Consider the following 12,218-nt stretch of genomic DNA (forward strand, 5'->3'; position numbering starts at 1 on the left):
GGGTGCACGTGGACAATCAGCCCGATTTGACCAGCGAAAAAACAGCGTTCCTCTCTTTGGCGATGATGAAGGGCGTAGGTTTTCAGACGCTCTGGCAGATCGCTGAGTCGAAACGATCATTTCAATCTGTTTTCAATTCTCAGGGGGAGGAGCTGTCCCAGCTGCTCAAATCGAAAGGCGCGCGCCTTCCCAATAGCCCGAAAGCCGATTGGGACGGAATAAGGAACGCCCTTGCCAGATCCGTCGATCAGCTTGAATCTACTTTTGAGGCAAGGCAAATCCAGATCGTCTTTCGGTCCGACAAACGTTATCCGCGCACCCTGCTTCACCTCGACGATCCGCCACATTGGTTGTTCGTTCAGGGCAATGCGGAAGTCCTGAGTGTGCCGTCTATTGCGATCGTCGGAACCCGTGATCCATCCAGCGACGGGCTATGGCTCGCTGAATATGTCGGCCTGACCCTGAGTCATTGGGGCCACCCCACGGTCAGCGGGCTTGCACTAGGGATTGATCAATCGATCCACAATGCCAGCCTTACCGCAAAAGTGCCCACAATCGCTGTGTTGGGAACCGGAATAACTGCGGATTATCCAAAAAATATCGGGCCGATTCGTGAGAAAATTGTTGATGCCGGCGGGGCCGTCATCACCGAATATCTACCGGGGGAAAGCTACAGTGCCATGAACTTTGTTCGTCGCAACAGGTTACAGGCGGCATTGGCCAGAGCGCTCATCCCGGTCGAGTGGAAGGAACGCAGTGGCACGGCCCATACAGTTCGGTACGCAGCCGGCCTTGGGAGGGCAATCGCCGGTCTACGGCTACCCACATGGGATCATCGACCGATAAATCTTCCGGCGGGGCGCGGGCCTCGGCAAGTTTTCACCGTGCCGGGGCAGGATGAAGCCTTTCGGGACTTTGTAGAGCGATCTGTACGTGACGACCAACAGTATCGACAGACCAGTTTTCTTTAGCGGGGCGCGTGAAAATGTACACCTTGAAAGGCGCGATCTTTTCTCTGCGCGACACCCTCGTTGTCAAGGGTAGCATCGATCCTGTGTTAATGGACGAGACCATCAAGCTGCTGACGTTCTTAACGAACAGAAATGTCATGCCGGTGATCGTCAGCAACAGCAGTTGGATCGAAACGGCGTCAAAGCGTGAGATCCCTGATATCCTAAGCGAGGTCGTCGGTCACAAGATCCCCTACTATCGCGGTGGCCGCGATATGCCGATGAAGCAGTTTGCCGGTGCTATGGATCATGTTTTGAAAACTCAAAACTGGCAGCCGGAGGAGGCGATCTATATCGGTTCGACGAAGGAGGATATGATCGCTGCCAGAAACGGGAAACTTATGTTTCTCAACGCCCGCTGGCACGCGCAGAACAGTGCCTACGGGTTCGAATTCGAGTCGCCGAAGGACATCGCTCGGTTTGTCGATTGTTGCTGTGTTTCAATCGGTGACTGGTTTTGGGCGATCGAGCAGGGCGGCCTGAAGGTCTATTCCATCGCCCCTCTTGCAGAGTATTCCAAGTCCTATCCAACCGCCGGTGCCTATTCTACCGATGCGAAACAGGCCGTGAAATTCAATAAAGGCGATGTGCGGTTCTGGGGCCGCTTGATGGGCGCGCGCCTCTATTTCTCCGGGTTGGGGAGGGTCATCAACTACGTGGCACCCTATCCAGGCCATCATCCCAATTCCAGCCAGAAGGTTCTATCGAACGCTCTTAAGATTGTGGCTGATACCTTGCGTGCCAGCTATTTGGTCGATCTTGTGGAACGCCATGCTCCGGCGCAAAAGTCTCAGACGGCCCGTCAACAAGGCATCGCCCTGGACCACGGGAATCAGCTGTCCACGATCAGGCTTCGCCGTGACCCATTGAAGACAGGGGCTCTCGGTGGTCGATATAAAGCCAGTCCTCTTAAGCCAGGCAAGACCGTTTTGGTCGTCGACGACATCTTAACTGAGGGTTTTTCCCTTGAGGCGGCCCGAGCTTTCGTTAAAGCGACGGGAGCTGACGTCATCTGCGCGGCCTGGCTGAAAACGCCAGGAGGAAATCATTACCGTGCCCTGGCGGGCACCGCCCCTGAACTCAAGGATCCCTACAAGCCGTATGCTACGGCAACAACGCAAGTAAATGTCTTTCCAAACGGTGCGCAAATTCGAAACCCTCAGGCACCAGAGCAGGTCGCGGACGCCTTCAAACGATATTCGGCGTGGGACTGGCCGTAGGTTCACGCGTGAGAGCGTCGACGCAGCTGGCAGCTATTCCGTATCAAAGTCAGCGAACGGATTCTGCGGAACGCGGCGTGCAACGAATACGCCGATGATGGACGATTCGGGCCAGATTTCGCCAATCATCTCTTTACAGACTTTGAAACTACATCCGGTCGTGAGTACGTCATCGAGAAGAACGACTTGCGGCTTGGGGTTGGGGACAAAGCGAGGATCGATTGCTAGCGATGCTCGCAACGCATCGCGGTCACGTCGATCAGTCTTTGTATGTCTGGCCTCTCGTTCCACCGCAGTATAAAGCACTTCGCGCACATCTGCGTTGTGTCCCATCGCTTGAGCCACGCGCAACATTCGGTCATCGAATTCTTGCGAATCTCGCCGTTTCGACGGCGGAATGGGGACAAATACTGTATTCTGCCAGCTGTTAGCGTTGACGTTCTGGGCAATCGCGGCCCCGACATTGGCAATCGCGCGCTGCTTGTGCTGCCATTGTCCGGTGTTACGAACGGAGGGGCTCTTCTTTAGATTGCTGATGATCTGATTTGTATAACTGTGAGCGAATCCCGCCCGCGGCGTATACGTACCGAAATACGCGCAGGTATCGGTATCATCAAGATAGAAGTGATCGGGGCGCTCGAGATCGCCTACGACCCTAAGACGAGCTGACCAGCTCGCGTCTGATGTCGTCATATTCGCGTACTCTTATGGCGCCTTCGGCTTCAAACCGCGTTGGCCACGTCAGATCCGATCGTTCAAAACAGCTGTTCAAAATGAAGAGTTTCCGTTTTTGCTTAAGAGCCTCTCTCGCCTGCACCAGCGTTCCGGATGTTTCTCCGGCTTCAACGATGATGGTCGCCTCCGTGAGGGCCGACATCGTCTTGTTCCTCTCGGGGAAAAAGAAACGGTTCACTCGGAAGTTTTGAGCCTCATATCGCTCCAGCGGGACTTGGCTGATCAGCAAATGGTCCTTCGCGATACGCTCCTGCAGGCTCGCGTTCGATTTCGGGTAGACATGGTTCAAGGGCGTGCCGATGACCGCGATCGTCTCACCACCAGCTGCAATTGCAGCGTTGTGAGCTTCCGTATCGACGCCTTCAGCGAGGCCCGATACGATTGTAAACTGATCTTGCACGAGCCTCTTCACAAGATGCCTAACCCGGCTCAACCCCTCGCCACTTGGTTTTCTGGTGCCCACAACGGCTACTGATCGCGTCGCGATCAGCTCCCACCGGCCCTGAAAATAAAGGAGTTCCACGGGATGGGTGGCTTGCCGCAACCGCTCGGGATATTCGAGTTCGCCCCTGACGCGCACATCAAAGCGCGTCCCATCAGGACCGCGGAGCCTGTCAATAACCCGGTTTGCGACCAGCCTTGCCTGTTCCGGGGGGATGAAATCAGATGGACGGGCATCAGGAGATTCTGCGAACTTTTCTGCAAGTGACTTGAAGCTTGCATTTTGTTCGGTCCACATTGCCTCGTACGCGCCAAGTTCAAGCGCGGCGTCGATAGGATCAAATAACGGTCCCACGTCGTTCTTGACGTTCCAAAGAGTCGCTTGCTTCATTTTTTCCGCCCAGTTCTTTTTTCATTCACATGCCATGGCAAGGATGCGTCAAGCTTAATCGAGCCGCCCAACGTCTTCTTAACACCTTATAGGAGAACAAAGAGAGAACATCAATATCCATGACGCTAACAAGTGCCAATCCTAATCGTTTCCTGACCGCACGGTCTAAGCCGCTAGCGAACCTTGCGGAAGTGGCCGCAGTAACTCTGCCTCGGTCTTCGTCAGGTCAATCCATGCACTCCAATCTTCGGATTGAAGGACGACGATTTGGCGATCGTGGTATGGCTTCACATCCGGCCCGGGTTCTGTGGTCAGCCCCGCGAACGCCGGCGGATGGTTGCCCTCGCCTTGGCGCCATATTACCCGCTATCGCCATGAATGGAGCACCATTGAGCGCGAACCGGTGCTTCGCCTTCGGGTATTTCTTCCCGGTGAACTCGAAAAGGCACTCGCCGGAATAAGACAGCGGTGGCTGTCGCCGAAATGTCTGCCTTCCGAGCGAAAATTGAAAACCGAGCCGCCCTTACCGGTTGCGGGATACCAGCCGTCGTCGGCAGCCCGTATGACCGGCGCGGTGTCGCCTATTTTGATATCGTCGGCCTGCGGCATATCGAGTTCGGTTTGATGCGAGGGGATACCGAGCGCCAGGTCTTGTATCATCTTGCAGTATTCGGCGTAGCGGATGTGTTGTTCATAATCGTTGCACATAGGCGAGACCTGGCTTTCCTGAGTATGGCGTCACCCTCCGGGACCGGGCTGTTGGCTGCGCTGAAGCCTTGAATTTCAAGTCTTCACCCTTCGGGCTGTCATCCCTGACGCGTGCGTCGATCAGCGTCTCTCGCAACACGTAACGTAACCTCAATGTTCCCATCCCAGCAGGCCGATGGCGCGAAGTTCCATGCCTTCGTTGTCACCGAACCAGCAGGTTGCTTGATCACGAAAGTGGCCGTGCAATTCAGACCGAACGCAATTGCGCTCCAACCATTGGTGTTGCCAACCCAGCTCTTTTGTCTGGCATCCCTAACCCAGCCCCGTCCTTGGACGGTCAACCCACAAGGGGTTCGCAGCTACTGCGACCTCTCTTGCTGCGCCGCCGAGGTGACCGCGGCCGGGTCCGGATCAAACGGGCGCCATCGAGCGGGGATCGGCCCCGCCACCGGATGGAGCCTCACATGTCGGATCTCAGCCTCGCACAAAACCACGCACTCGATCTTGCCCGGACCCTCATGGTCCCGGTCACCCTCTTCGAAATCGATGGCGAAATCGGCGTCATGCCTTCCGCCGAGTATGACGGCGACGAGGGCGCCATCATCAACGAATACGATCCCTTTGCCTACGGATCGGCTCATTGAGCCGATCACCCCTTCGGGGGAGCGCGTGCCGCTTGCGCTGATACGCGCGCAAGGGAGGCTTCGCCGCGAGCTTACTCGCAGATCTGCACATTGCGAACCGCGCCCTTGCGCGCTCCCATCTTCGCGGCCTGGGCGCTGACAGCCCGAACAGTCAGGAAAATAAAGGAGCAATATGGAAAAGAAGGATATGGAGGAGCTGCGCGCCCGGGTGGGCTGCGCAGCCGTGCTGGAACATGAAGGCTTCGCGATCGACAGGAAAGAAAGCACGCGCCGGGCAGTCAAGTTCCGGCGCGACGACGACATCATCATCGTAATACACGACGACAGGGGCTGGTTCGACGCCCGTTCGGATGCCAAGGGCGATGTTTTCGCGCTCGCAAGCTATCTCCATGGGATCGGCTTTGCCGAGACCCTGGCGGTGGTCGGCGATCTCGTCGCGTTTCAGCCAACCGCGCCGGCCTGGGAGAAGCCTCTTTATCAAAGGCAAACGGTGGATTCTGTCACTGACCGCTGGAACCACCGAAAACGGCCGTGGCGCGCATCGGCAACGTGGAGCTACCTTCGACAGAACCGGGCGCTGCCTTGGCAGGTCATCTCTGCGGCGATCGACGCGGACGTCCTTCGGGAAGGCCCATATGGCTCGATGTGGGCAAAGCATGTCGATGAGGCTGGCGCCGTCATCGGCTGGGAGGAGCGCGGCCCGGACTGGCGCGGGTTTTCCACCGGCGGCGCCAAGGTGCTCTTTCGGTTTGGTATGTACGGCGCTCGTCGGATCTGTGTGACGGAGGCGGCGATCGATGCGCTCAGCCTTGCCGCGATCGAACAGATAAGACCGGACACGATCTATGTCAGCACCGGTGGCGGCTGGTCGCCGATGACGGCGCAGGCGTTGGAGACCTTGGCTTCCGGGGAGGGCGCGTGGCTGGTGGCCGCAACCGACAACAATGTCCAGGGTGAAGTGTTTGCCGATCGTCTGCGGCAGATGGCGGAATGCGCCGGGTGTGACTTCTCGCGGCTGAGGCCACGAAGTGAGGATTGGAATGAGGAATTGAAACAGAGGAGGGAGAGAGGAGCTGCCGCATACGCGGACAGCGCATCAAGGGTGAAGCTGCCGCCCGCCTGAGGGCGGCCCTTGACCCGCTGCCCGCGAAGCGCCGGCTGAGGAGGGGTGATCAAAGGACTGAAAGAAGAGGTCGATCAGGCTTCCTCTTCAGCCGCAACCCCGAAGGAGCCGCAGATGTCCGTTTCTCCAGCAATCCGTCCAGCACATCGTAAAGTGTTTGAAGGCGTCGCCAGTCGCCACGAAATGTACGCCCTGTTCAACCGCCACAGCCAGTCGCCATTCGACGATGACCGTATTTCCGGCAGGCGCTATGTCGGCGAGTGGTTTGAGATATCGGAAGCCGATCACGACCACATGTTCGAGATCCTACCGCCGCTCTTTTACCGCGGTGACATGTTCGCCATGCGGGAGTTTCTGGCCGCCAGCGTCACCAGCATATTCTTCGCACTGACGATTGACGATCGGTCTCGCTGGTTCCACGGCTATTGCGACCTGGGCGATCGTCAGTCGCCAGACCGGATGCGCGGCGAGATCATCGCCCGGGAATCCCGCCCAGTGCGCGCCATGAACCGACAGGAAAAGCTCGATCATATCTGGAGCGCGACCGGTCCGGATTTTCGTGGCTATGCCGACGCTCGCTTTCCAGCCGATCTGCGCAATCGCCAGATCGTGCTCGTCTATCCCTCAGCTCAAGGCAAGGTCTGGAAGCTGCTCGACGATCTGACCGACGAGGAGATCGCCGCCAAGCTGCCAGTACAATTCCGTCTTCTGCCGGAAACCATCGCTGCCTGACGGCGGCCTTCATTTCAGTGGGCCCCGTGGGCTGTCCTTGGTATTTGCCGCCTCCACTAATGCCTCATCCAGATCATGAATTAGCGGAGACAGCCGGTTCGCGAGCGCTTCGCCGGCTGATGTGAGCGACACGCTTCGTGTGCTTCTGTGGAGAAGACGCGTCTCAAGACGCTCCTCAAGCCGTCGGATGAAATGGCTGAGTGTCGATGGTGCAATGCCAAGTTCGTCGGCTGCTTTACGAAAGTTGCGATGGCGCGCAGCCGCCAGGAATGCGCCCAGTTCAGCGAAGGTTGGCTTTTCATTCATGGCCAATTAGCTAACAGTCCATCCAATCTTGTGCAATTCTGCTTCGTAAATTCGCTCGCTATTTGAGAGGCCATTACTAATGTGAGGACCTCTGAAATGCATAAAGTCTGGTTCATAACTGGAATTGGCCGTGGGCTGGGGAGTGAACTGGCCGAGCAGCTCCTTGCCGCCGGGCACTCTGTATTCGGCACTGCCCGCAGCAAGCCCGACCTGCAGCAGCTGATTGAAAAATATCCCGATACCCTCGCGGTAGAGCCGCTAGATCTTGCCGCTGGCGCGCCGAGATTTGCCTCTATCGTTGAAGCCGCCGCTAATCGTTTCGGCGGTATCGATGTCCTCGTCAACAACGCCGGCTACGGCCTCTTTGGTGCGGCCGAGGGCATAGCGGAAGAGCAATTGCGACGGCAACTTGAAGTCAATCTGGTCGCCCCCATTCTCCTCACCAAGTATGCGCTTCCGCATATGCGCGCGCGAGGGAAGGGGACCATCATTGCGATTTCGAGTTACGGCGGCCAGGCCACCCATCCCGGGGTATCCGCGTATCACGCGAGTAAATGGGGGCTCGAAGGCTATTTTGAATCGCTTTCAAAGGAGATCGGTTCTTTTGGGCTCCGTGTACTGATCGTAGAGCCTGGTGCGGCTCGAACATCGTTCCGCAACGCTGCAGCCGAGCATCTGTCGAACACGCCTCCGGGATATGAGCAAACCCCAATTGCTTCGCTCGGATCGATCCTACGGGATCCTGCCCGCAACCCAATCGGAGACCCAATAAAGATGGCCGCCGCTATCATCGAAGCAACCGACAATTCCACGAATGCTCTACGGCTGGTTCTGGGGAGTGATGCCTATACCAATATAACAAGCGCGCTGTCCCAGAGGCTGAACCAGGTCGAGGACCAACGGCTCTCGGCCGCGTGGACAGATTTCACGTAATCCCATCGGATACGCGAGCTAATGGCGATCTCCCTACTGATGGCGCCACCACAGACATCTGCGGTGGCGCATCTTTAGTTCCACGTCGTTCCCGTCAGGATTGTCTGCGTCTCCAGATTTCATCCAGAGCCACGGCAACTAGTTCCATCACGGCAGCCGCAGCACCGATCATCCAGACATTGCCAATTGCGATGATCCCGGCGCCGATCGCACTGCCGATGGAAAAGCCGAGATACATGGTGGATGTGTTGAGAGAGAGTGCGACGGAGGCGTGGCTCTGTCCTCCGGCAACGATCAGTCGAGCCATCTGCGCGGGAAAGAAGGACCAGACACTGAACCCCCATCCGGCGACGGCGAGAAGTGCCAGCAAAACGGCACCCATACCCGGAAGTATTGTGGCCACAGCCAAAGCGGCGAAAGACAGGGCGAGCGCAATAAGCGAGAGCTTCGCGACCTTGAGCGACCCGAACCGATCGTTCAGTGCGCCGCCGGTGAAGACGCCGAGCGCTGCGAATACGCCCCATAGCGTAACGGTTGCCGCAATGCCCCTGTCGGCAAACCCAAGCGTCTGCGAGAGGTAGGGGGCGATATAGGGATAGGCCGTATAGGCGCCCATTGACCAGAACAACGTCACCGACAGCAGTTTTAACACGGGTGCCTGACGGATCACGCCAATACGCTCGCCGAGGCTTGCGATAGTCATGTGAGCACCGGCGTCGCGGCCGACACCTGCGAGGATGCCGATAATCGCGGCAACTCCCATGGCGGCGACCATGAGAAATGTCGAGCGCCAGCCAAATGCATGGCCGATGATCGAACCAAGCGGCAGGCCGAGTGCGATCGCGATCGTCATTCCACCGCTGACGATGGCGAGCGCGCGTCCCCGCTTTTCTGTTGGCACGATCATTCCGGCAAGCGCGTTGGCGTTCGGCGCATAGAGACCGGCGGCGACCGCCATCAAGATGCGGGCACATATCAGCGTGCCAAACCCAGGAGCGAAGGCCGCGATCAGATTGCCGCCCGTGAAGAGTGTCATGGCAAGTAGCAATGTGTCCCGACGACGCAGCCCGCCGGTTATAACCGTTGCGATCGGCGAACTGAGGGCCAGTACCAGGGTGAAGACCACAACCAGCATGGCCGTCGCCGACAGGCTCATGCCGAGATCGGCTGAGATGGTCGGCAACAGTGGGGCGATCATGAAACCTTCGGTGCCGATTGCGAAGGTGCCGAGGGCCAGGAACCAGGCCGGCAACATGGATGGCTCGGGCCGGCGCATTTCTGGGCCGCTGACGGGTATGGCGGACTTCAGGTCATGTTTCTGTAGCATGGTAACCTCCAGCCGAATGGCCCGGCTGCCTTTCGGGCAACCGGGTCTCAGGCTGTTGCGTCAGACGGGGATGGGGTTGGTAACCAGAGATTCGTTGAAGGCGTTGAAGAGCGCGTGCTCTCCGCTGCCGGGATTGTCGCGGATCGCCTTGATCTCCTCAACATAGATCTCCTCGGCCTCGGTACCGAGACCCTTCATCGTCTTCTCGATGAAGATGTCGAGCGGCATTGCGCGCGGATCGCCGCTCTTCTTGATCAGATCGGTGTCGACCCATGGCGGCGCGATTTCCTGGACGCTGACATTGGTGCCGCGCAGCTGGAAACGCTGCGACAGAGCATAGGAATGCAGTGCCGCCTTGGTAGCGGAATAGACCGCGGTGGATGCGAGCGGCAGATAGGCCAGGACCGACGTGTTGTGGATGATCGTGGCCTTCGGCTGAGCCTTGAGATGGTCGATCAGCGCCGAAGTCAGGCGGATAGGCCCAAGCAGATTGGTGTCGATGATCCGCCGCGATTGCGCGTCATCGATCTTTCCGCCCGCGTCGTCGAAAGGCATGATGCCGGCATTGTTGACGAGGACGTTGAGCGAGGGATAGTCGCGGATCAGCCGGGCTGCGACGCGCTCGATATCTCCGGGATCGGCGATGTCGAGTTCGACGCCATCCATGCCCGGATTGGCGGCGGTCACCTCATCGAGTAGCGCCTTGCGGCGGCCGGCGATGATGACCTTGTTACCGAGGCGGTGAAAAGATTCCGCCAATGCGCGGCCAATGCCGGATGTGCCGCCCGTGATGAAGATCGTATTGTTCTCGATTTGCATGAAAGCTCTCCTTTGGATCTGGGTTTCGGTGGAAGCGGTGCTTCGATGGGAAGATCATGCCTCACGGCCTCTGTGTCTGAAATGACAACTAAACGTCATTTTAGGACATACAGCTTGCATGATCGGGATGAAGCATTGTCAGGCGACGCGCTCGACCTTTGGAAAATCAAGCACGGTGCCGACAGTGTTGTTGACGCTGTTGGTGAGGATGTTGACGGCTACGTGAGCGATCGTCTCCAGGATTTCCGCATCCGTCAGGCCATAGGCTCTGGCTGCCTCAAGCGCTGCAGCCGCTCCCTGCCCGTGGGTCGCATTAATTGCGAGAGCGAGCTCGAGAATGGCCTGGATCTTAGGATCGGACGTTCGTCCTTTTTGGGCATTGGCGCGATCCTCGGCGCTGACCCCCGCCGCGCGCGCTCCGCCAGTATGTGCGGCGAGGCAATAATCGCAGCCGTTCGCGGTTGCAATGGCGATAGCGATCTGCTCCTGGGCCGCAGGGGAAAGGACGCCATCGCGCAGAAATCCCTTGCTCCCGGCATAGACGTCGAGGGCTGCCGGTGCATGGGCAAGGACCCGGTAGAGGTTAGGGACTTTCCCCATGGTGGCCTTTGCCGAGGCAAAGACCTCTGCCACATGCGGTGTTACCTCGTTGTCTGAAAGCGTTGAAATTGCTGACATGGTTGATCTCCTTCAAGCGCCGCGATGATGCGCAGCAGGAGAGTGTCAAGCTTGTAACTTCGTGCTATCGGTCGTCGTTGACCACTGGCGTCGACAGGCCGGGTCTACAGAGTGATCGGATCGAACAATTCGAAGAAACTTCAGGCGGCGACCTCGGCACGATCACCTTCGATCAGCCTCAAGCTGCGGCGAAGGCTTTGGGGCGGCTGCCCGAAAGAACGCAAGAACGCCCGGCGCATACGGTCCCGGTCCGCAAAGCCGGTATCCCTTGCAACAATATCGATCGGATGGCGGCCGTCTTCGAGCATCGCCTTGGCTGCTTCCAGTCGCAGGCGCTCAACTGCTTTCGCCGGTGATTGCCCCGTTTCGTCACGGAACAGACGGCTGAACTGGCGCGGGCTGAGGCTTGCGGCTTCAGCGAGTTCCTCTACGGTTAGAGGGTTACGAAGGTTCTCCTTGGCATAGACAAGAGCCCGGCGGACCCGATCCGAACGGGGCTCAAGTTCCAGCAAGGCCGAGAACTGCGACTGGCCGCCGGGCCGGCGGTGGTAGACGACCATCTTGCGGGCGATAAGGCGCGACAGCTCGGCGCCATGATCATCCTCGATCATGGCGAGCGTCAGGTCGATGGCAGCACTCATGCCCGCGGAAGTCCAGATGTTGTTGTCATGGACGAAGATCCTGTCTTCGTCGACTACAATCGCCGGGTAACGCTCTCGCAGTGTCCTCGCATGGGCCCAGTGTGTGGTCGCGGTGCGACCATCCAGTAAGCCGGCTTCGGCCAAAAGGAAGGCTCCGGTGCAGACGCCGGCGACGCGGCGCGACTGGATCGCGGCATCACGGATATAGGCAAGCAGTTTCGCTGAGGCAAGTTTGGGAACGAGCTCTCCAACCACCATCAGCGTATCGGGAAAATCGCCAAGCGGTTCGGTCTCAATACGGATGCCAAGTGAGGAGCGGATCGTGCCACCCTTCTCGGACATGACCGTCAGCCGGTACATCTCCTCGCCAAGTGCATCGTTCGCGAATTCGAAGGCGGTCAGAGCGGCCATGCCCATGACCTGGAAGCCATCTTCCATAATGAAACCAACGCGTCGCATATCGACTTCCGCATTAGGTCCGTAATTGACGGACAAGCTGGATCATAGAGT

General features: G+C 58.2%; 13 protein-coding genes and 1 pseudogene. 6 read left to right on the top strand and 8 right to left on the bottom strand.

The features are described from left to right. Positions 1 to 8 precede the first annotated feature (8 nt). The gene (locus BM216_RS28240) at positions 9 to 971 is read left to right on the top strand and encodes a DNA-processing protein DprA (protein ID WP_244530367.1); all 963 of its coding nucleotides are present in this window, start codon (positions 9 to 11) and stop codon (positions 969 to 971) included. Between the two features lie 14 nt (positions 972 to 985). Continuing rightward, positions 986 to 2,230: a phosphoribosyltransferase family protein gene (locus BM216_RS28245; protein WP_093002911.1), complete on the top strand. Its 1,245-nt coding sequence runs from the start codon at positions 986 to 988 to the stop codon at positions 2,228 to 2,230. 33 nt (positions 2,231 to 2,263) lie between these two features. Here BM216_RS28245 and BM216_RS28250 read toward each other — a convergent pair whose 3' ends face one another. The 3 genes and pseudogenes from BM216_RS28250 to BM216_RS28260 all read right to left on the bottom strand — a co-directional run bounded on the left by BM216_RS28250 (position 2,264) and on the right by BM216_RS28260 (position 4,505). Continuing rightward, positions 2,264 to 2,923 (bottom strand): hypothetical protein, encoded by a 660-nt coding sequence (locus BM216_RS28250; RefSeq protein ID WP_093002913.1) that lies wholly within the window; start codon positions 2,921 to 2,923, stop codon positions 2,264 to 2,266. Continuing rightward, positions 2,886 to 3,797: a DNA-processing protein DprA gene (locus tag BM216_RS28255; protein WP_093002915.1), complete on the bottom strand. Its 912-nt coding sequence runs from the start codon at positions 3,795 to 3,797 to the stop codon at positions 2,886 to 2,888. Before BM216_RS28255 ends, BM216_RS28250 begins: the two co-directional genes overlap by 38 nt. 165 nt (positions 3,798 to 3,962) lie before the next feature. Continuing rightward, positions 3,963 to 4,505, bottom strand: a pseudogene (locus tag BM216_RS28260) (SOS response-associated peptidase family protein). A 464-nt stretch (positions 4,506 to 4,969) separates the two neighbouring features. On the opposite strand from BM216_RS28260, the gene BM216_RS28265 reads away from it, so the two are divergent. The 3 genes from BM216_RS28265 (at position 4,970) to BM216_RS28275 (ending at position 7,004) form a co-directional block, all read left to right on the top strand. Further along, positions 4,970 to 5,149 (top strand): hypothetical protein, encoded by a 180-nt coding sequence (locus tag BM216_RS28265; RefSeq protein ID WP_093002917.1) that lies wholly within the window; start codon positions 4,970 to 4,972, stop codon positions 5,147 to 5,149. Positions 5,150 to 5,321: 172 nt separating this feature from the next. Then, positions 5,322 to 6,272, top strand: a complete 951-nt coding sequence (locus BM216_RS28270) for a DUF3991 and toprim domain-containing protein (RefSeq protein ID WP_143102888.1) — start codon at positions 5,322 to 5,324, stop codon at positions 6,270 to 6,272. Positions 6,273 to 6,386: 114 nt separating this feature from the next. After that, entirely contained in the window at positions 6,387 to 7,004 is a 618-nt protein-coding gene (locus BM216_RS28275) for a DUF1419 domain-containing protein (protein WP_093002977.1), read from the top strand. 9 nt (positions 7,005 to 7,013) lie between these two features. Here the strand turns inward: BM216_RS28275 and BM216_RS28280 are convergent, their stop codons facing one another. Beyond that, complete coding sequence (locus tag BM216_RS28280; protein ID WP_244530368.1) at positions 7,014 to 7,310, bottom strand: LysR family transcriptional regulator; 297 nt, start codon at positions 7,308 to 7,310, stop codon at positions 7,014 to 7,016. A gap of 96 nt (positions 7,311 to 7,406) precedes the next feature. Here BM216_RS28280 and BM216_RS28285 point away from each other — a divergent pair, with 96 nt between their 5' ends. Next, entirely contained in the window at positions 7,407 to 8,243 is an 837-nt protein-coding gene (locus tag BM216_RS28285; protein ID WP_093002919.1) for an SDR family oxidoreductase, read from the top strand. A gap of 94 nt (positions 8,244 to 8,337) precedes the next feature. Here BM216_RS28285 and BM216_RS28290 read toward each other — a convergent pair whose 3' ends face one another. The 4 genes from BM216_RS28290 to BM216_RS28305 all read right to left on the bottom strand — a co-directional run bounded on the left by BM216_RS28290 (position 8,338) and on the right by BM216_RS28305 (position 12,167). Then, positions 8,338 to 9,570 carry an MFS transporter gene (locus tag BM216_RS28290; RefSeq protein WP_093002921.1) on the bottom strand — a complete coding sequence of 411 codons (1,233 nt, stop codon included), beginning with the start codon at positions 9,568 to 9,570 and terminating at the stop codon, positions 8,338 to 8,340. Between the two features lie 60 nt (positions 9,571 to 9,630). Further along, on the bottom strand, positions 9,631 to 10,389 hold the full coding sequence (locus BM216_RS28295; RefSeq protein WP_093002923.1) for an SDR family oxidoreductase: 759 nt from the start codon (positions 10,387 to 10,389) through the stop codon (positions 9,631 to 9,633). 138 nt (positions 10,390 to 10,527) lie between these two features. After that, complete coding sequence (locus BM216_RS28300; RefSeq protein WP_093002925.1) at positions 10,528 to 11,067, bottom strand: carboxymuconolactone decarboxylase family protein; 540 nt, start codon at positions 11,065 to 11,067, stop codon at positions 10,528 to 10,530. A 140-nt stretch (positions 11,068 to 11,207) separates the two neighbouring features. Then, positions 11,208 to 12,167, bottom strand: a complete 960-nt coding sequence (locus BM216_RS28305; RefSeq protein WP_093002927.1) for a GlxA family transcriptional regulator — start codon at positions 12,165 to 12,167, stop codon at positions 11,208 to 11,210. Positions 12,168 to 12,218: the final 51 nt, after the last annotated feature.

The sequence above is a fragment of the Rhizobium sp. NFR07 genome (assembly GCF_900111905.1).
In the GTDB taxonomy this organism is placed as follows: domain Bacteria; phylum Pseudomonadota; class Alphaproteobacteria; order Rhizobiales; family Rhizobiaceae; genus Neorhizobium.